The organism is Tessaracoccus sp. MC1627 (assembly GCF_014164725.1).
Classification (GTDB): Bacteria; Actinomycetota; Actinomycetes; order Propionibacteriales; family Propionibacteriaceae; genus Arachnia.
Window position 1 is genome coordinate 148,349 of sequence record NZ_JACJGA010000002.1, and the last position, 18,136, is coordinate 166,484.

At 70.2% G+C, this 18,136-nt stretch carries 17 protein-coding genes; 12 read left to right on the forward strand and 5 right to left on the reverse strand.

The genetic code is table 11. The features are described 5' to 3' along the window. Nucleotides 1–21: 21 nt before the first annotated feature. Together H5399_RS05805 and H5399_RS05810 are read left to right on the forward strand one after the other, a co-directional pair. Complete coding sequence (locus H5399_RS05805) at nt 22–1,761, forward strand: SulP family inorganic anion transporter (RefSeq protein WP_182782088.1); 1,740 nt, start codon at nt 22–24, stop codon at nt 1,759–1,761. A 47-nt stretch (nt 1,762–1,808) separates the two neighbouring features. After that, nucleotides 1,809–3,524, forward strand: coding sequence for an NAD-dependent malic enzyme (locus tag H5399_RS05810; RefSeq protein ID WP_182782089.1), 1,716 nt, complete (start codon nt 1,809–1,811; stop codon nt 3,522–3,524). Between the two features lie 341 nt (nt 3,525–3,865). On the opposite strand, the gene H5399_RS05815 is transcribed toward H5399_RS05810, so the two are convergent. Next, nucleotides 3,866–4,672 carry an HAD-IIA family hydrolase gene (locus tag H5399_RS05815; RefSeq protein WP_182782090.1) on the reverse strand — a complete coding sequence of 269 codons (807 nt, stop codon included), beginning with the start codon at nt 4,670–4,672 and terminating at the stop codon, nt 3,866–3,868. A gap of 218 nt (nt 4,673–4,890) precedes the next feature. Between H5399_RS05815 and H5399_RS05820 the strand changes: the two genes are divergently transcribed. From H5399_RS05820 to ptsP, 9 genes are all read left to right on the forward strand, one after another. After that, the gene (locus tag H5399_RS05820; RefSeq protein ID WP_182782091.1) at nt 4,891–5,964 is read left to right on the forward strand and encodes a 2-dehydropantoate 2-reductase N-terminal domain-containing protein; all 1,074 of its coding nucleotides are present in this window, start codon (nt 4,891–4,893) and stop codon (nt 5,962–5,964) included. A 44-nt stretch (nt 5,965–6,008) separates the two neighbouring features. Next, nucleotides 6,009–7,904 carry an HTH domain-containing protein gene (locus H5399_RS05825; RefSeq protein WP_182782092.1) on the forward strand — a complete coding sequence of 632 codons (1,896 nt, stop codon included), beginning with the start codon at nt 6,009–6,011 and terminating at the stop codon, nt 7,902–7,904. After that, nucleotides 7,904–8,368 carry a transcriptional regulator GutM gene (locus H5399_RS05830; protein WP_182782093.1) on the forward strand — a complete coding sequence of 155 codons (465 nt, stop codon included), beginning with the start codon at nt 7,904–7,906 and terminating at the stop codon, nt 8,366–8,368. Before H5399_RS05825 ends, H5399_RS05830 begins: the two co-directional genes overlap by 1 nt. Nucleotides 8,369–8,480: 112 nt before the next feature. Further along, a complete protein-coding gene (locus tag H5399_RS05835) occupies nt 8,481–9,044 on the forward strand; it encodes a PTS glucitol/sorbitol transporter subunit IIC (RefSeq protein ID WP_182782094.1) in 564 nt (187 codons plus the stop codon). Beyond that, the gene (locus tag H5399_RS05840) at nt 9,037–10,086 is read left to right on the forward strand and encodes a PTS glucitol/sorbitol transporter subunit IIB (RefSeq protein ID WP_182782095.1); all 1,050 of its coding nucleotides are present in this window, start codon (nt 9,037–9,039) and stop codon (nt 10,084–10,086) included. The genes H5399_RS05835 and H5399_RS05840 overlap by 8 nt, the downstream gene beginning before the upstream one ends. 19 nt (nt 10,087–10,105) lie before the next feature. Then, nucleotides 10,106–10,462, forward strand: a complete 357-nt coding sequence (locus H5399_RS05845; RefSeq protein ID WP_182782096.1) for a PTS glucitol/sorbitol transporter subunit IIA — start codon at nt 10,106–10,108, stop codon at nt 10,460–10,462. After that, nucleotides 10,459–11,814: a sn-glycerol-1-phosphate dehydrogenase gene (locus H5399_RS05850; RefSeq protein WP_182782097.1), complete on the forward strand. Its 1,356-nt coding sequence runs from the start codon at nt 10,459–10,461 to the stop codon at nt 11,812–11,814. Before H5399_RS05845 ends, H5399_RS05850 begins: the two co-directional genes overlap by 4 nt. After that, nucleotides 11,801–12,073, forward strand: a complete 273-nt coding sequence (locus H5399_RS05855; protein ID WP_182782098.1) for an HPr family phosphocarrier protein — start codon at nt 11,801–11,803, stop codon at nt 12,071–12,073. The genes H5399_RS05850 and H5399_RS05855 overlap by 14 nt, the downstream gene beginning before the upstream one ends. Next, the gene (gene ptsP / locus H5399_RS05860; protein WP_182782099.1) at nt 12,070–13,740 is read left to right on the forward strand and encodes a phosphoenolpyruvate--protein phosphotransferase; all 1,671 of its coding nucleotides are present in this window, start codon (nt 12,070–12,072) and stop codon (nt 13,738–13,740) included. Before H5399_RS05855 ends, ptsP begins: the two co-directional genes overlap by 4 nt. Nucleotides 13,741–13,860: 120 nt before the next feature. Here ptsP and H5399_RS18465 read toward each other — a convergent pair whose 3' ends face one another. The 4 genes from H5399_RS18465 to H5399_RS05880 are packed head-to-tail and all read right to left on the reverse strand — an operon-like array spanning nt 13,861 to nt 16,615. After that, nucleotides 13,861–14,097: a type II toxin-antitoxin system PemK/MazF family toxin gene (locus H5399_RS18465; protein WP_220490869.1), complete on the reverse strand. Its 237-nt coding sequence runs from the start codon at nt 14,095–14,097 to the stop codon at nt 13,861–13,863. Beyond that, nucleotides 14,094–14,327, reverse strand: a complete 234-nt coding sequence (locus H5399_RS05870) for a DUF2191 domain-containing protein (protein WP_182782100.1) — start codon at nt 14,325–14,327, stop codon at nt 14,094–14,096. The genes H5399_RS18465 and H5399_RS05870 overlap by 4 nt, the downstream gene beginning before the upstream one ends. A gap of 34 nt (nt 14,328–14,361) precedes the next feature. Beyond that, nucleotides 14,362–15,405 carry a Gfo/Idh/MocA family protein gene (locus H5399_RS05875; protein ID WP_182782101.1) on the reverse strand — a complete coding sequence of 348 codons (1,044 nt, stop codon included), beginning with the start codon at nt 15,403–15,405 and terminating at the stop codon, nt 14,362–14,364. Nucleotides 15,406–15,424: 19 nt separating this feature from the next. After that, the gene (locus H5399_RS05880) at nt 15,425–16,615 is read right to left on the reverse strand and encodes an MFS transporter (protein ID WP_182782102.1); all 1,191 of its coding nucleotides are present in this window, start codon (nt 16,613–16,615) and stop codon (nt 15,425–15,427) included. 188 nt (nt 16,616–16,803) lie between these two features. On the opposite strand from H5399_RS05880, the gene H5399_RS05885 reads away from it, so the two are divergent. Further along, nucleotides 16,804–18,081, forward strand: a complete 1,278-nt coding sequence (locus H5399_RS05885; RefSeq protein ID WP_220490870.1) for a thymidine phosphorylase — start codon at nt 16,804–16,806, stop codon at nt 18,079–18,081. The last annotated feature ends 55 nt before the right edge of the window (nt 18,082–18,136 follow it).

Sequence of the window (18,136 nt, forward strand, 5' to 3'; positions counted from 1 at the left end):
GACCTCTCGGAGAGGGTGAGCGTGGGCAACAGGGATTTCAGGATCGAAGCGAAACGGCTGACACCCCGGGAGAAGCTCGAACGCTACCGAACCCTCGCCGGCAGCCACCTGGTGAGCTTCGCCGGGCTATGGCCCACCCCGAAGGACTACGCCGGGCTCGGCTCCTCATGGGGTAAGGATCTGATCGCGGGCGTGACCGTCGGCGTCGTCGCCCTCCCGTTGGCACTCGGGTTCGGCGTCGCCTCGGGGGTGGGAGCGGCAGCGGGGCTCGTCACCGCGATCATCGCGGGCGTCGTCGCAGCCATCTTCGGAGGCAGCCACCTCCAGGTGTCCGGCCCCACCGGGGCCATGACGGTGGTGCTGCTTCCCGTCATCGCGAAACACGGGGTCGAGACCGTGCCCCTGCTCGCCATCCTGGCGGGCATCCTCGTCGTGGCCATGGCCTTGACGGCGGTGGGGCGCGCAGTGGACTTCATCCCGCTGTCCGTGGTGGAGGGGTTCACCATCGGCATCGGGGTCATCATTGCCCTTCAGCAGATACCGCTGGTGTTGGGGACCGAGCGCGGGGAGGCGGAGTCGACGCTGGTGTCGTCGTGGCTCACCCTGTCCGCCACCGACTGGTCACGGGCATGGCAGCCGATCCTGGTCGCGGTGGGCGTGATCGCGGTGCACCTCATCGGGCACCGCTTCTTCCGGCACCTCCCCCTCTCCCTGATCGCCATCGTCGTGGCCACGCTGGCCGTGGAGCTGACCGGGGCGGACGTGGACCGGATCGGAGCGCTGCCCACCGGGCTACCGATGCCGGCCATGCCTCAGTTCAGCCTCGCCCTGCTGCAGGATCTGGCGATGCCGGCTCTGGCCGTGGCGGCGTTGGCCGCGCTCGAGTCGCTCCTGTCCGCCCGGGTGGCCGACGGTATGCGACCAGACGTCACCCCGACCACCCCGGACCGCGAGCTCATGGGCCAAGGGCTCGCCAACGTCGCGTCAGGCTTCTTCGGCGGGCTTCCCGCCACCGGCGCCATCGCCCGCACCGCGGTGAGCGTGCGCTCCGGCGCGAAGACCCGGCTGGCGTCCGTCTCCCATGCGGTGGTCCTTCTGCTGGTCATGCTGCTCCTGGCGCCGCTCGTGTCGCTGATCCCCATGGCGGCGCTGGGTGGCGTGCTGCTTGTCACCGCCGGCCGCATGATCAACCTGGGCCTTGTGCGGACCCTCAGCAGCGTCACGCGGGCGGACCGCAACACGTTCTGGCTGACGCTGGGCGCCACCATCCTCCTGGACCTCGTGGCAGCCGTGCTGCTGGGCATCGGAATGGCGGCGCTGATGAGCCTGCGGCACATGGCGTCCTACTCCGTTGTCGCCCGCCAGCGACTGCCCACCAACACCCGCGAGGGCGACGTGGACCTGAGCCCCGAGCACGAGCACCTGCGCCCGAAGGTCGCGGTGTTCCGCGTGGACGGGGCCCTGTTCTACGGCAACGCGCGCCGTTTCGTCGACGAGGTCACGGCCGTCGAGGACGAGGTCAGCGCCGTGATCCTGCGATGCCACCGGATGACCATCCTCGATGCCTCCGGCGCCGACGCGATCAAGGCCGTGGGGCGGCAGTTCAAGGGACGCGGGGTGTCTTTCGTGGTGCAGGGGATGACCGAGTCCCAGCAACGGACGTGTCGCCTGATGAACGTGTTCGACGACGATCAGCACGTGCGCGAGCTGTCGGAGGCCGTGGAGTGGGCCGTACGGAGCCTGGCCGGGACCGGCCGCTGATCCCTGCGACCTACGGCGGGCTGCCCGCTCGCGGTAGGTTTGGAGGCGTGCCTGAACAACGTCGTTACGAGGTCCTCCCCGGCAACCACGGCTCACGAGTCAAGGTGAATGTCCGAGGCAGAGCCATCCTGAGAACGCCCCGCCTCAACCGGGGCACCGCGTTCACCCCGGAGGAGCGCCGGAACCTCGGCCTGGTCGGCCTCCTGCCGACCGGTGTCACACCCATCGATGCACAGGTCCACCGCGCTTACGAGCAGTTCCTGGAGGCGCGGCTGCCGATGGCGAAATTCCGTCGCCTCGCCGCGCTCAAGGACCGCAACACCGTGCTGTTCTACCGCCTGCTCAGCGAACACCTCGACGAGATGATGCCCATCGTCTACACCCCTACCATCGGCGACGCCATCGAGCAGTTCAGCCGGCAGTTCACCCGCCTCGACGGGGTGTTTCTGTCCATCGACTCACCGGAGGACATCGAGGAGTCGCTGCGCGCCAGCGGCCGCACCGCCGACGACATCGACATCGTGGTGGTGACCGACTCGGAGGGGATCCTGGGCATCGGCGACCAGGGCGTGGGTGGCATCCTCATCTGCCACGGCAAGATGAGCCTCTACACGGCGGCGGCCGGCGTGGACCCGGACCGGATGATCGCCGTCGGGCTGGATGTGGGCACCGACAACCTGGGCCTGCTCAACGACGACCTGTATCCGGGGCTGCGGCACGCCCGGGTGCGCGGGGAGCGCTACGACGAGTTCGTGGAGGCCTTCGTCGCCGCAGCCCAGCGCGTGTTCCCGCGGGCGATGATCCATTGGGAGGACTTCGGCGCGGCCAACGCCCACCGCATCCTCACCCGGTACCGCGGCGAGGTGTGCACCTTCAACGACGACGTGCAGGGCACCGCCGCCGTCGTGGGGGCCGCCGCGCTGGCGGCCGTCCGGGCCAAGGGGGAGCGGCTGAGCGATCAGCGCATCGTCATCCACGGGGCGGGCACCGCCGGCGTGGGGATCGCGGACCTCATGCGCGACATGATGGCGGGTGAAGGCCTCGACGACGAGGACGCACACCAGCGCTTCTGGTGCCTCAACAGTCGAGGCCTCATCACGGACTCGTCGTCGGGTGTACGCGACTTCCAGCGCCCCTACGCCCGCGCGGCGGCGGAAGTGGCGGACTGGGATGTGGACCGGAGGGGCGCGATGTCGCTGACCGATGTGGTGCGCAACGTGCACCCCACCCTCCTCATCGGCACCTCCGGCCAGCCGGGATCGTTCACCGAGCACATGGTGCGCGACATGGCCGCCCACGTGCACCAGCCCATCATCATGCCGTTGTCCAACCCCACGGCGCTGGCGGAGGCCACCCCGGCCGATCTGCTCGAGTGGACCGACGGCAGGGCCCTCCTCGCCACGGGTTCCCCGTTCGACCCGGTGCTGCGCGACGACGTCGAGTACAGCATCGCCCAGGCCAACAACGCCCTGGTCTTCCCGGGGTTGGGCCTGGGGGTGGCCGTCTGCGGCGCCACCCGGGTCACCGACCGGATGATCGCGGCGGCAGCCCAGGCCGTCGCCTCGATGGTGGGGATCCGGGGCGCGGGGGCCCCGCTGCTGCCGAGGATCAGCGACCTTCGCCGCGTGTCGGCCACCGTCGCGATCGCCGTCGCGAAGGCGGCCGCGGACGACGGCGTGGCCGCGATCGAGCTGGAGAATCCGGTCCAGGACGTGTTCGACCGCATGTGGCAGCCGAACTACCCGGACCTCATCCTCGCCTGACCACAGGCTCGGTGAGCCAGCGGGCGCGGCGGGGTGGCCCGTGCTTTCGCGACCCTCCCCGCTGGCTGAGGTGCCGCGCAGCGGCCTCGAAGCCTATGAAACGCGAGCTGACAACGTCACCTTTCTTAGGCTTCGAGGCTCGTCGCTGCGCTCCTCGCACCTCAGCCAACGGTCGTGGGGTCGTCGGTGCGCTCCTCGCAGCTCAGCCAACGGTTGTGGGGTCGTCGCTGCGCTCCTCGCACCTCCGCCGACGTCATTGGGCGAGGCGCTGCGCGACAGGCAGGTTGACGGCGTCTCAACCAGGAGCGGGTCGTCACGGCCTGACTGACTCGCGCGGACGATCAGGAGGGCAGGAGGTGGTCGATCCGGTTCACGATGTAGGTGGGGCGGTGGTCCTCCGGCAGCGCCGCGACATCCTCGAGCGTCGATTCCCCAGTCAGAACCAGCGCGGATGCCATCCCCGTGTCAACGGCCATCTGGATGTCGGTGTGCAGCCGGTCGCCCACCATCAGACACCGCGACACTTCCAGCCCGAGTCCCCCCAGCGCAGCCTCCAGCATCACCGGCGACGGCTTGCCCAGGCTGACGCTGCATGTCACGCCCGTGCACGCCTCGATCGCGGCGGTGATCGCGGCGCAGTCGGGTTCACCGCGACCGCCGGGGAACGGGCAGAACCGGTCCGGGTTGGTCTGGATGAGGATCGCCCGCTTGTGGAACCACAGCGCGTCGAAGGCGATCTGCAGCTTGCGGTAGTCGAAGGTGCGGTCGTAGGACGCGACGACGACGTCGATCTCGGCCGGATCCTCCGTCAGGCGGAACCCGGCCTCGGTCAGGGCACGCTTCAGCGGCTCCTCGCCCACGACGAACAGCGCCGCCTCGGGGTGGTGGTCGAGCAGCCAGCGGGTGGTGGTGACGACTGTGTTGGCGATGTCCTCCAGCGGCGTCGGCAGCCCCAGCGCCTCCAGCTTGTCCTGGTACTGCTGGGGGTCCTTGGTGGGGTTGTTCGACAGGAACTTCACCACCTTGCCCTCCGCGCGCAGCCCCTCGATCAGCCGCTTGGCGCCCGGCAGCAGCTCGTTGCCGAGGTAGATGGTGCCGTCGAGGTCGAAGACGTAGGCGTCGTACCACTGGCTGGGGCTGTTGATCATTGGCTTCTCCTGGGGTCAGCGTCGACGGTGCGCGCGGATGAGTCAAGCGTGCCCCAGCCGTCGTCCCCGCCGGTCGCGGATTAGGTCGCGGCTCTGCATCGACGGAGGAAATGCTCCGCACCGTTGGCTATCGCGCCGGCATGCCGCTGCGGCGTAGCGTCAGTCCTACCGAACAAGAGGTCGGCGACACACTCAACGCAGAGGTAGGAAGACACACAATGGCGATCATCGCAGTCCTGGGAGCCGGCATCATGGCCAGCGCGCTGGCCACGCCCCTGGCCGACAACGGACATCAGGTGCGTCTGGTCGGCACCCACCTCGACCGCGACATCGTCGACGCGATCCAGACCACGGGGGTCCACCCCAACCTCGGGCTCCAGCTGCCGTCGGGCACCACCGCCTACCAGCTCGAGGACGCCGCCGAGGCCTTCGACGGGGTCGACCTCGTCATGAGCGGAGTCAACTCCTTCGGCGTGCGCTGGGCCGGCCGCCAGCTGGCCTCTCTGCTGAGGCCGGGCATGCACGTGATCGCACTGGCCAAGGGGATGGAGGCCGACGCCGAGGGCAACCTCACCATCCTTCCGCGCGTCCTGGCCGACGAGATCCCCGCCGATCTGCGCGGCCGGCTCACGTTCTCGGCCATCGCCGGCCCGTCCATCGCCGGCGAGGTGGCCATCCGCCGCCACACCTCCGTGGTGTTCACCGGCGACGACGAGGCGGCCGTCGCCATGTGGCGGGACCTGTTCGCCACAGACCACTACCACGTGTGGACCAGCACGGACTTCGTCGGCGTCGAGGTCTGCGCCGCTACCAAGAACTGCTACGCCTTCGGCGCGGGGTTCATGTCCGGCATCCTCGACGCGATGGGGGAGGAGGCGAGCAGCCGCTACGTCAACTTCAACTACGGCGCCGCGATCTTCGGCCAGGCCTCGATCGAGATGGTCGACTTCATGGACCTGCTCGGAGGACGCCCGAGCACCCCACTGGGCCTCGCCGGCATCGGCGACTGCTTCGTCACCTCGATGGGGGGACGCAACGTCAAGTGCGGCCGGCTCGTCGGTGCCGGGCTCACGTTCAGCGAGGCCCGCGCCCAGATGCCCGGGGTGACGCTTGAGGGGGCCGCGGCCATCGTCGTCATCGGCTCGGCGCTCGTCCTCCTCACGCAACGCGGGCTGGTCTCGCCCGAGCGCTTTCCGCTGCTTCGGCATCTGCACGACGTGGTCGCCTTGGACCGGCCAGTGGACGTGCCCTGGGACTCGTTCTTCGGCGCCGACGGCGCCGGCGGCTCCTGACCATCCCCCAGTCCCAACCGACACAACGAAGTGAGGTGACCACCATGAGCCGAGCCGCACGCATCCTCGCGGAGCTGGAGTCCGAGCGCTCCGTCTCCGCCGACGACCTGGCCGACAGCATCGTCGTCAGCCGCCGCACGATCGCCAACGAGATCGCCACGCTGCAGTACCTGATGGGCACCGCCGCATCGATTACCCTCACCGACGGGCGCTACCGGCTGCTGATCGCCGACCCGCCGCGCTACCGGGCGGTGCGGGCGAGCGTCGCGGGGGAGCCGTCGTTCAACGACCCGGTGGTCCGGGCGTCCTACATCGTGGCCAAGCTCTTCCACGCGCTGGTGCCGGTCCGCATCGACGACCTGGCCGCCGGCATGTCGGTCAGCCGCACCACCGTCGTGGGCGACATCGCCAGGGTCCGGGACCTGGTGGCCGAATCCGAGCTCACCATCGACGGACGCCCTAACGCGGGCCTGACCCTGAGCGGCCCCGAGCTCCAGCAGCGCCTCCACGTCCTGCGGTGGCACTTCCCGATGGCCTACCCGGCCGACTCCGCGTCGGCGCGGGTCGAGTTGATCGTCCACCAGCTGGCCTCCGAGGTCCGCCTGGACAGCTCGGTGGTGCCGGAGCTGTCACGCTGGGCCATCGTGGCCGTGGACCGCGCCCGCACCGAACGCCGCATCGACGACCTCTCCGATCGTTACGCCGGCCTCGCCGCGACACCCGCGCACGAGCTAGCCACAACCCTCTCCGAGCGCATCTCCGCAAGCCTCAACGTCCGCCTCGACGGCGGCGACCGCGTGTTCCTCGCCCTCCCTGTGGCGGGGATGCGAGCTCCGGAGAACCATGAGGCCGCGGAGCGGTTCGCGGTCAGCGACACGGCGGTCCTCGTCAATGACGTCCTGGCGGCGGTGCAGGCCGAGATGGAGATCGACCTGACCGACAGCGGCTTCCTCTCCGAGTTCGGCCGACACCTCGCCTACATGGTCAACCGGATGCGCTACCGGATCTGGGTCGACGACGCGGGCGTGAAGAACATCCGCCACGAGTTCCCGGTGGCGTATCGCATGGCGACCGTGGCCGCCGATGTGGTGGCCGAACAGGTGGGCATGCCCGTCGACGAGGCGGAGGTCAGCTTCCTGGCCGCCTACTTCCAGGTGTTCCTCGAGAGCCGCAAGCGCTCCGGTGCATCGCCGCTGAGCATCGTGATCGTGGCCAGCACCGGACGCGTGACCGCAGAGCTCGTCCGCCTCCAGCTGAGCAAGCTGCTGCCTACCTCGGCGCACTTCGTCATCGTGGCACTGGCCGACGCCACGCCCGACCGGTTCGAGGGCGCGGACCTCGTCGTCGTCACGGGAGACGACGAACTCGCCTGCACGGCACCCGTCCTTCATATCACGCGGGTCCTGGACAGCTCGGCCCTTGAGCGCCAGCTCGAGCGGCTGAAGCTGCGGCTCCCCGTTGCCGCCACGGGCAGGCCCAGCTCGGTGATCGCCGCCTCGCTCGACGACCAGCACTTCTTCGCGTTGCCCAGCGGCACCGATTACGCCGACGCCGTCGACTTCATGACCGGCCACCTGGAGGCCCGCGGCAACGTCGAGCCCGGCTTCGGCGACCGGATCAGGGCCCGCGAGGAGGTGGCGCGGATGCAGCTGGACCCGTGGCTCGGCTTCCCCCACGCCACCCTCGAGACGCAGACCGACGTCATGCTCGCCGTCGGCGTCGTGGCCAGGGAACCCGGCGAGGAGGGGGTCCGTCTAGTCGTCCTGCTGGGCGTCCCCGCCGACGCCGGCCAGAGCCACGGGATCCTCGTCCAGGTCTACGACGAGGTGCTCCGCCTCGGCGCCCGCCGCGACCTGCTCACCGAGCTCTCGCAGGCCACCACCTTCGAAGACTTCTACTACTCCATGCACACCCACACCCTCGGGGAAAGGCTCCACTGATGTTCTGGATCTTCATCATCGCCATCGGATTGTCGTGGGTGGCCCAGTCCGCCCTCTCGTTCAAGCAGGCCAAGGCGTTCTCCACGCTGTTCGTGGACATGCGCCGCCGCGGCCGCGTGGCCATGGGCAAGTTCCGCGGCGGCATCGTTCAGGGCGCCATCGTGATGTTCGGCCTGGACGACGACGGCGTCATCCTCGAAGGCCAGCGCCTGCACGGCGTGAGCGTGGTCGCCCGGTTCCGCCCCTTCGAGGACTTCACCGGTCAGCACATCTCCGATGTGGACCCGGCCGTCGCGGCCCGCTTCGGGAAGTCGGTGGTCAAGGCCGTCGCCAACGCGAAGGACAACTACCGCATCATCCTGAGCGGCGAGAAGGCCCCTGAGCCCCCCACCGCTCTCGCCCGCACGATCGACGCCGTCTCGGGCGTTGTCCGACGAAGGCGCCCAGCCCCCATTGCCGGCTGACCCGGCCCGCTCGCCACCCACCCCTTCTCCATCCGCAGGCCCACCCGTGGGTCAGCGCGCCCTCGAGGCGGCGCCCGCCGCCTCGTCCACACCCCCCTGAAAGGAGTTGAGAATGAACATTCTCGACTATCTCGTCGCGGGAGCTGAATGGTTCATCGGACTCTTCCAGACAGGCGCAGATGTGTTCCTGTCCTGGATGTCCGGGATCGTTCCGCTCGTCCTGGTGCTCCTCATCGCGATGAACGCCCTCATCGCACTCATCGGCGAGGACCGCATCAACAAGGTCGCGGCCAAGGCCGGCAACAACCCGCTCAGCCGCTACCTCTTCCTCCCGTTCATCGGCTCGTTCTTCCTGACGAACCCGGCCGGGTTCACGCTGGGCCGCTTCCTCCCGGAGCGCTACAAGCCCAGCTACTACGCGAGCTTCGCGCAGTTCTGCCACACCAGCAACGGCGTGTTCCCGCACATCAACCCCGCTGAGCTCTTCATCTGGCTCGGCATCGCCCAGGGCATCACCGCCCTCGGACTCGGCACCGGCGAACTCGCCATCCGCTACCTCCTGGTCGGCATGGTCATGAACTTCGTCGGCGGATGGGTCACCGACTACACCACCAAGTACGTCAGCAAGCAACAGGGCATCGTCCTGTCCGATCAGGTAAAGGCTCTCCATGTCTGAGTACCGCACCATCACCGTCAGCAAGGGCCCGGGCGGCTACGGCGGCCCCCTCACTCTCACGCCCACCGAGCAGAAGAACAAGATCGTCTACATCGTCGGCGGCGGCATGAAGCCCGACGTGGTGGACCGGATCGCTGAGCTCAGCGGCGCCGAGCCCGTCAACGGCTTCACCGGCTCCGTCCCCGACGACGAGACCTTCCTCGTTGTCATCGACTGCGGCGGATCGCTGCGGTGCGGGCTCTACCCGAAGAAGCAGATCCCCACCGTCAACATCGTGCCCACCGGCAAGACCGGCCCGCTGGCGCAGTTCATCAACGAGGGCATCTACGTCTCTGCCGTCAGCTCCTCCCAGGTGAAGCTCGCCGACGACGAAGAGGCCGCACTGGTGGGTGCCGGAGTTGCCGCCGCCGGCGCCTCCGCCTCGGGCACCCCGAAGGTGGCCGCGCCGCCGAAGCGCGAGGACGGCCGCAACATGAAGCTCACCGAGCAGATGGCCGCCAAGCAGAAGAAGAGCCTGCTGGAGAGCATCGGTCTCGGCGCCGGCCGCGTCATCTCGGTCTTCTACCAGGCGGCCCGCGAGGCCGTACAGACCATGCTCACCACGATCATCCCGTTCATGGGCTTCGTGGCCATGCTCATCGGCATCATCCAGGCCTCCGGGCTCGGGGCGTGGCTGTCGCAGCTGATGACCCCGCTCGCCGGCTCCGGCTGGGGGCTGCTGGTCCTCGGCTTCATCTGCTCCGTGCCGTTCCTGTCCCCGCTGCTCGGCCCCGGCGCCGTCATCGGCCAGCTCATCGGCACCCTCATCGGCGTGGAGATCGGCAAGGGCAACGTCCCGCCGCACCTCGCGCTACCGGCCCTCTTCGCCATCAACACCCAGAACGCCGCCGACTTCATCCCCGTCGGCCTGGGCCTCGAAGAGGCCGAGCCCGAGACCATCTCCGTCGGCGTACCGTCGGTGCTGTACTCGCGCTTCATCAACGGCGTCCCCCGCGTCGCCGTCGCCTGGCTGGCCAGCATCGGCCTCTACTCGGCCTCCTGACAAGAAAAGGATCAGACCCATGTCGTACACCACCACCGTCGTCGAAGTCGGCCCGGACGCACCCGAGTTCCTGGCCGAGAAGATGGCCATCACCTTCGCGGGCGACGCCCCCGAGTCGCTGCGCTCCTACTGCTTCATCATCGAGAAGGCCGAGCTCACCGGGACGCTGGCCGTCGGACAGACGGTGCGCATCGGCCCCCAGGTCTGGACCATCACCGCGCTGGGCGAGGTCGCTGAGAAGAATCTCGCCAACCTCGGGCACGTCACCCTCGTCTTCGACGGGGAGGCCGAGCCCCGCATGCCGGGCGCCGTCCACCTCACCGGCGTCGACGAGGTGCCCGCCCTGGTGCAGGGCGCGCCGCTGGTGTTCGAATGACCAGCCAGACGCTCACCGACGCCCTCGCACGGGCCGTCGACACCCGTGGCGCCGCAGTGGGGCGAGGGGTGTTGGCCGAGTCCGGCCGGCACCTCGCCGCCCACCTGGGCACCGGCCCCTACATCGTGGTGGCTGACGAGAACACCTGGGCGGCCGCCGGGGAGCAGCTCACCTCCTCGCTGGAGGAGGCCGGCTGCGCCACCGTGGCGCCGCTGATCTTCCCCGGCACGCCCACCCTGTATGCCTCGTACGAGAACTGCGAGACCATCAAGGCCGGCATGGGGGAGGCCCTTCCCGTCGCGCTCGGGTCTGGCACCCTCAACGACCTGGTCAAGCTGGCCGCGTTCGAGATGGGCCGCGACTACGCCGTCGTCGGCACCGCAGCATCGATGGACGGCTACACCGGCGCCGGCGCGCCGATGAGCGAGAACGGCGTCAAGGTCACCCGCAACTGCAAGGCCCCGGTCGTGGTCATCATGGACCTCGACGTGGTGGCCGCGGCCCCCGGCTTCCTCACCGCCTCCGGGTACGGCGACCTCGCCGCGAAGATCCCCGGCGGCGCTGACTGGATCCTCGCAGATGTCACCGGCATCGAGCCGATCGACGAGGACGTCTGGGCGATGGTGCAGTCCGGCGTTGCGACGGCACTGTCGCGGCCGGCCGCCCTGGCCGCCGGCGACGCCGACGCCTTCGAGGGCCTGGTCGAGGGCCTGTGCCTCTCCGGTCTGGCCATGCAGGCCTACGGCGGCACCCGCCCGGCCTCCGGCGCCGAGCACTACTTCTCCCACCTGTGGGAGCTGGCCCACCTGGGCGCGGACCTGGACCCTCCGCTGTCGCACGGCGACAAGGTGGCCATCGGGTCGCTGGCCATGTGCGCCTTCTACGAGGCCCTGTTGGCCCGCGACCTCACCAATCTCGACCTGCGCGCCGCCGTCGACGCGCGGCAGCCGTGGGACGAGATCGAGGCCGACATCCGGTCCACCTTCGACGGCGCGCTGGCGGACCACGCGGTCCGCGAGACGAAGGCCAAGTACGCCTCGGGCGACGACCTGTACGACCGGCTGAAGCCGCTCGTCGACCGGTGGCCCGCCGTCGCGGACCGCCTGCGCGCGCAACTGGTCACCACCGCCCAGCTGAGCGACCAGCTCCGCCAGGCCGGGGCGCCCTCGCGCCCGCAGGACATCGGCCTCACGCCGGAGGACGTGCGTGCCGCGTTCCCGCGCGCCATGTATTACCGCTCCCGCTACACCGCGCTCGACGTCGCGTGGGAGCTCGGCATCTTCGATGATCTCGTCGCCGAGGTCTTCGACCACATCTGGATCCCGAAGGAGAACACCCATGCCCAGCCGTGACGTCGCCATCGCCTCGGCGGTAGGCCTGCACGCCCGCCCAGCCAACCTGTTCGTCACCGAGGTCTCCTCCCTCGGTATCCCGGTCACCATCGCCAAGCAGGGCGGCCGCGCCGTCGACGCCCGCAGCATGCTCGGCGTGATGACGATGGGCGTCAAGCACGGCGAGGTGGTCACCCTCACCGCCGACGGCGACGGGGCGGAGGCGGCGCTGGACCGTCTCGTCGCGTTCCTCGAAGTCGACCACGACGCGCCGGCATGAGGATCCACGGCATCGGGGTGAGCCCCGGATCGGTCAGCGGCCCGGCCGTCGTCGTCTCCACCGTCCTCATCACGCCCCCGGGTGAGCGCACCGACGATCCGGCCGCGGCCGAGGCAGCCGTCGCGGAGGCGCTCGAGGCGGTCGCGGCGGACATGGAAGCCCGTGCCCAACGCGCCGACGACCACGCCCGGCCGGTCCTCGAGGCCACGGCGATGATGGCCCGCGACCCGGGTCTCCAGTTCGCGGTGGCCTCGTTCACCGGCGAGGGCCACGGCCCCGTCGACGCGCTGTACCTGGCCGTCGAGCAGTACTGCGAGCTCCTTGCGGGGCTCGACGCCTACATGGCCGAGAGGCAGAGCGACCTCCGCGACGTCTTCCAGCGTGCGGCCGCCCGGCTGCTGGGCCGCCCGGCCCCGGGGGTGCCGGAGTTCGACGAGCCGAGCATCATCGTGGCGCTGGACCTGGCGCCCGCGGACACCGCGACCCTCGATCCCGCCCGCGTGCTCGGCATCGTGACCGAGGCCGGAGGCGTCACCTCCCACACCGCGATCCTGGCGGCGCAGCTCGGCATCCCCGCCGTCGTCCAGGCCGCCGGCGTGTTGACGGCCTCCCCGGACACGCTGGGTCTTGACGGGGCCACAGGCGAGGTCATCGTCAACCCCGACGCGGGGATGGCCGAGGTTCTCGTCGCGCGCAACGAGCACCGACTCGCGCTGCAGGCCTTGTCACAGGGGCCGGGCGCCACGCGCGACGGGCACCGCGTGCAGATCCTGGCCAACATCGGCACCGCCGACGATGCGCAGCGCGCGGCGAAGGCCGACGTGGAGGGCTCCGGGCTGTTCCGCACCGAGTTCCTGTTCCTCGACCGCTCCGACGCGCCGACTGTCGACGAGCAGACGGCCACCTATACGGCCGTGTTCGAGGCGTTCACCGGTCGCAAGGTGGTGGTCCGTACCCTCGACGCGGGCGCCGACAAGCCACTGGCCTTCGCTGACCTGGGGGCCGAGGAGAACCCGGCGCTCGGAGTCCGCGGGCTCCGCCTGCAGCGTGAGCGCGACGACCTGCTCACGGACCAGCTGACCGCCCTCGCGAGGGCGCGGGAGGCCACCGGCGCCGAGGTCTGGGTGATGGCTCCGATGGTGGCCACGGCTGAGGAGGCCGGCTGGTTCGCGGCCCGCTGTCGTGACGCCGGACTCCCGACGGCGGGCACCATGGTGGAGGTCCCGGCCGCCGCCATCAGGTCCGCGCAGGTCCTGGACGCGTGCGACTTCGCCTCCATCGGCACCAACGACCTGTCCCAGTACCTGTTCGCCGCCGACCGCATGAACGGGGCCCTGGCGCACCTGCTCAGCGGCTGGCAGCCGGCTTTGTGGGACCTCATCGTCGCCACCGTCCGCGGCGCCGACGGCAAGCCGGTTGGCATCTGCGGCGAGGTGGGCGGAGACCCGCTGCTCGCCCTGGTGGCGGCCGGCGCAGGAATCTCGTCGCTGTCCATGGCCGTCGGCAAGGTGGGTTCGGTGAAGGCCTCGCTGGCCCGCCACGACCTGGACACCTGCCGGGCGATGCTCGACGCGGTGCTCGCCAGCGCCAGCCCGGAGGCGGCCCGCGCCGCCGTCGTCGAGCTGCTCGATCCGGAGGTGGCCGACGTCCTGGCCGGTCTGCGGTAGGTGATCCGCTCCACGGCGATGGCGAAGCTCAGTCTGAGCAGGCGACCGCGGTGGCAAGGGCGGCGCAAATCTCGCGCATGCGGGCATCGGAGACGCGGCCGAGACGTTGGACGAGGATCGCTAGCGAGGCGCTCTCGATAGAGTCCAGGTTGACCGCCGAGCGCAGCGGCACCGGGTCTCTCCCGGCTCGAGGAGGACTTCGCTCGGTAGATTCCTGATGGTGGTGGTGCATGGCGCGATGAGTGCCCGGCGATGGCGTGGGATCACGGCGTCGCGAGACAGGATGACGACCGGCCTGCGCCCGATCTCCGGCATCTCACACCACCACACGTCCCCGCGTGCGGGGAACTGCGTCATGAGGCCGCAACCGCCCGTCGAAAGGAGGCCAGGTCCCCCCACTCGTCTGGTTCATCGAGCGGGTGCGCGTCGTAGGCGGCATAGCTGGCGTCCACCTCTGCAGTGCGACGGCTGGCCAGCAACGCAGCGAGGGCCTCGTCGACCAGCGCCGAGTCCGGCTTTCCTGATGCCCTGCGGGCGCGCTCGAGAAGGCCGGCGTCCACGGTCGTGCTCAGTCGTGTGCGACTCATGCCACCATCATGCCACGCAGGGCAGAGAGATCACTCACGATTCGCCGGGCAGGCTGACGCCCACCTGGCGGCGCAGCTCGTCCATGGTCGCCATCACGGCGAGCGTCTCCTCCAGCGGCAGCAGGTGAGACTCGGGCCGGCCCTCAGCGATCACCGTGGCGAGGTGCGCGGCCTGGTAACTCAGCCCCGCGTGCTCATGGATCGCCGGCTCCTCGGAGGCGGCGATCCCGCCGTCACGCCGGCGGACGGTGACCACCTGCGGGCCGTAGAAGGGGCCGGGGATCTCGAGGCGCGCGTCGTCGCCGGCGATGAACGCGCTCGTGGGGGTCAGCGCCGCGAGTGTCGTGGTGATGATCCCGTGGGCCATCGGATGCCCGGCGAAGCCGGTCAGCACCGCGGAGATCTGGCGGTCCACCCCGGTGAAGGCCTTGGTGCCGGTCGCCAGAGCGGCGCCGGGGGTGCCCAGGGCGAAGTGGGTGAAGCTGACGGGGTACACGCCGAGGTCCAGCATGGCACCGCCGGCCTTGTTCGGGTCGAAGAGGCGGAAGTCCGGGTCTCGTGGGAACCACTGCCCGTGATCGGCGAACGCCGTCTCGATCTCTCCCAGGACCCCGTCGGCCAGCACCTGGCGCACCACGTCCATGTGGGGGAGGAAGCGCGTCCACATGGCCTCCATCGCGACGACGCCGGCCGCGCGGGCCGCGTCGACCACCTCGGTGGCCTCGGCGAGGTTACGGGTGAAGGCCTTCTCGACGAGCACGTGCTTGCCGGCTGCGATCGCCAGGAGTGCGTTGTCGCGGTGCTCGCTGTGGGGTGTGGCCACGTAGACGATGTCCACCTGCCCGTCGGCCACCACCGCCTCGTAGCCCACCAGGCTCCGCTCGATGCCGTGCCTGGAGGCGAAATCCGCGCCCTTCCCGGCGGTGCGGGAGCCCACCACCACCACCCGCTGCCGGGTGTGGGCGTGCAGCGCCTCGACGAAACGCTCGGCGATCCAGCCGGTGCCGAGCACTCCCCACCGCATCGGCGGCGCGTCCATCGGATCTGGTGTGCGGGGGGAGGGCAGCGTGAAGGTCATGCGCCCCAGTCAACCACCTTCAGAGGACGGTGGGGCGCGCGTCCCGGGGCGGGGTGAGGGCCGGGGTGAGCAGCAGCGCCAGCAGCGCGGCGATGGGCACCACGATCAGGGCCCAGCGGAGGCTGACGGTGTCGCCGACGATGCCGATCAACGGTGGGCCGGCGAAAAAGCCGAGCCGCATCAGCCAGGTGACGAAGGTGAGCCCGGAGCCGTGCGCCATGCCCGGGAGCTCGTCGGCGGCGTGCATCGCCGAGGGGATCGCGGTGGCGATGCCCCAGCCCGCGCAGGCGAAGCCCAGGATGGTGGTGACCGGGTGCGGGAACGCCACCGCGACACCCATGCCGACGGCGGCGATGCTCACCCCGAGCGTCACGGCCGGGCGGGCGCCGATGCGGTTGACCAGTGCGTCGCCCGTGAACCGGCCGATCATCTGCGCGCCCTGCAGGGCCACGAAGGCGAGGCCGGCCACGAAGGGGATCACCGAGAACATGCCGTCCATGTAGATGGCGCCCCACGACGCTGCGCTCTCCTCCACCAGCCCCACGGATGCCCCCAGCAGGCCGAGCGCGATGAGGCGCACCCACAGGCTCGCCGGGAGGCGGCGCTGGGGACGCACCTCGGCGGCGGCCTCCTCGTCGACGGGGGCCTGATCCTTGCCGGGCAGCAGCAGCGTGCGGGCGAAGACCGCCATCGCGCCGAAGACCACCGTCGCGATGAGGGCCTGCAGCCACAACGCCATCCCGATCTGGGCTGCGATGGAGCCCAGGATGCCGCCGCACACGGCGCCGATCGACCACCAGCCGTGGAACGAGTTGAGGATGGTGCGGCCGTACAACTTCTGCACACGCAGACCGTGCCCATTCATCGAGATGTCGGTGATGGCGTCCATCGCCGCCATGGTGGCGAGCGCTACGGAGAACAGCAGCAGTGTCGGCGCGTTGGCCACCGCGTTGAGCATGGCGATGCCGGCGATCAGCGTCACCCCGGCCACTGAGGCCGACGAGAATCGGCGGACCAGCCGGGCGGTGAACAGCCCCGCGATCAGGCCGCCCACGGGCCCCAGGCCGACGGCGACACCGAACGCCGTGTTCGACGCCTCCAGCGCCACTTTGATCTCCGGGTACCTCGGCAGGATGGAGGACCACGCCACCCCGTTGAGCCAGAACAGCAGGATGACGCCCCAACGGGCGCGCAGGACTTCCTTGGACATGGTGACTTCCGGGGAACAGGAGGGACCCGTCTCGCGCTGGACGCGCGGGGGAGGGGTGGGAGCGCTTCGATCCTGCCAGATCCCCGGCCCGTGCACCAAAGTCCGGTCCGGGCCCGGCCCAGGGTAGCTGCCGGCTACGAGGGGCGGTCCCGACGGCGTGTCGTGCACGGCGTCGATAGCCTGAGCCCATGATCATGGACGTCGTTGACCTCATCCGCACCAAGCGCGACGGCGGCACGCTCACCCCGGACGAGATCGACTGGGTGATCGACGCCTACACCACGGGCGCCGTCGCCGATTACCAGATGTCGGCGCTGGCGATGGCCATCCTCATCCGCGGCATGGACCGCGACGAGATCGCCCGCTGGACCGCCGCCATGATCGCGTCCGGGGAGCGGATGGACTTCTCCACGCTCAGCCGGCCCACCGCGGACAAGCACTCGACGGGGGGCGTGGGGGACAAGATCACCCTGCCGCTCGCGCCGTTGGTCGCGGTGTTCGACGTGGCGGTCCCGCAGCTCTCGGGTCGCGGGCTGGGCCACACCGGCGGCACGCTGGACAAGCTCGAGGCCATCCCCGGGTGGCGCGCCCAGCTGACCAACGACGAGATCTTCGCCCAACTGGAGAGCGTGGGCGCGGTGATCAGCGCGGCCGGCTCCGGCCTGGCGCCTGCGGACAAGAAGCTCTACGCCCTCCGCGACACCACGGGCACCGTCGAGGCCATCCCGCTGATCGCGAGCTCCATCATGAGCAAGAAGATCGCCGAGGGCACCGGCGCGCTGGTGCTTGACGTGAAGGTGGGCTCCGGCGCGTTCATGAAGTCGTTGGACCAGGCCCAGGAGTTGGCCCGCACCATGGTGGACCTCGGCAAGGACGCCGGAGTCAACACCGTCGCACTGCTCACCGGCATGGACACGCCATTGGGACTCACCGCGGGCAACGCGCTCGAGGTGCGCGAATCGGTCGAGGTCCTGGCCGGCGGCGGGCCCGCGGACGTCGTCGAGCTGACGCTCGCCCTGGCCCGCGAGATGCTCGCGGCCGCGGGCAAACCCGACGTCGACCCGGCGCCCGCGCTCCGCGACGGCAGGGCGATGGACGTGTGGCGCCGCATGATCGCGGCCCAGGGGGGCGACCCCGACGCCCCGCTGCCCGTGGCCGAACACCAGCACACGGTGACCGCCGGGCGCGGCGGCTACCTCACCAGGATGGACGCCCATGCTGTCGGCGTCGCTGCGTGGCGCCTCGGCGCGGGTCGCGCACGGAAGGAGGACGACGTCCAGGCCGTGGCCGGCATCGAGATGCACGCCAAGCCCGGAGACACCGTCGCCGCAGGTCAGCCGCTGTTCACCCTGCACACCGCAACCCCGGAGCGCTTCGACCGGGCGCTCGAGGCCCTCGACGGCGCCGTCGGCTATGCGGAAGCCGCGCCCGAGCTGCCTGCCCTCATCCTCGGGCGGCTGGACTGATCCCAGACAGTGAGAATCCGGGGAGATGGCGCCCATAGCGGGCCATCTCCCCGGA

What these genes read in the sequence shown, in the direction of transcription:
- H5399_RS05815 (WP_182782090.1), bottom strand. Translation starts at nt 4,672, where the DNA reads ATGATCAACAGCCCCAGCCAGTGGTACGACGCCTACGTCTTCGACCTC.
- H5399_RS05820 (WP_182782091.1), top strand. Translation starts at nt 4,891, where the DNA reads ATGGCGATCATCGCAGTCCTGGGAGCCGGCATCATGGCCAGCGCGCTG.
- H5399_RS05825 (WP_182782092.1), top strand. Translation starts at nt 6,009, where the DNA reads ATGAGCCGAGCCGCACGCATCCTCGCGGAGCTGGAGTCCGAGCGCTCC.
- H5399_RS05830 (WP_182782093.1), top strand. Translation starts at nt 7,904, where the DNA reads ATGTTCTGGATCTTCATCATCGCCATCGGATTGTCGTGGGTGGCCCAG.
- H5399_RS05835 (WP_182782094.1), top strand. Translation starts at nt 8,481, where the DNA reads ATGAACATTCTCGACTATCTCGTCGCGGGAGCTGAATGGTTCATCGGA.
- H5399_RS05840 (WP_182782095.1), top strand. Translation starts at nt 9,037, where the DNA reads ATGTCTGAGTACCGCACCATCACCGTCAGCAAGGGCCCGGGCGGCTAC.
- H5399_RS05845 (WP_182782096.1), top strand. Translation starts at nt 10,106, where the DNA reads ATGTCGTACACCACCACCGTCGTCGAAGTCGGCCCGGACGCACCCGAG.
- H5399_RS05850 (WP_182782097.1), top strand. Translation starts at nt 10,459, where the DNA reads ATGACCAGCCAGACGCTCACCGACGCCCTCGCACGGGCCGTCGACACC.
- H5399_RS05855 (WP_182782098.1), top strand. Translation starts at nt 11,801, where the DNA reads ATGCCCAGCCGTGACGTCGCCATCGCCTCGGCGGTAGGCCTGCACGCC.
- ptsP (WP_182782099.1), top strand. Translation starts at nt 12,070, where the DNA reads ATGAGGATCCACGGCATCGGGGTGAGCCCCGGATCGGTCAGCGGCCCG.
- H5399_RS18465 (WP_220490869.1), bottom strand. Translation starts at nt 14,097, where the DNA reads ATGACGCAGTTCCCCGCACGCGGGGACGTGTGGTGGTGTGAGATGCCG.
- H5399_RS05870 (WP_182782100.1), bottom strand. Translation starts at nt 14,327, where the DNA reads ATGAGTCGCACACGACTGAGCACGACCGTGGACGCCGGCCTTCTCGAG.
- H5399_RS05875 (WP_182782101.1), bottom strand. Translation starts at nt 15,405, where the DNA reads ATGACCTTCACGCTGCCCTCCCCCCGCACACCAGATCCGATGGACGCG.
- H5399_RS05880 (WP_182782102.1), bottom strand. Translation starts at nt 16,615, where the DNA reads ATGTCCAAGGAAGTCCTGCGCGCCCGTTGGGGCGTCATCCTGCTGTTC.
- H5399_RS05885 (WP_220490870.1), top strand. Translation starts at nt 16,804, where the DNA reads ATGATCATGGACGTCGTTGACCTCATCCGCACCAAGCGCGACGGCGGC.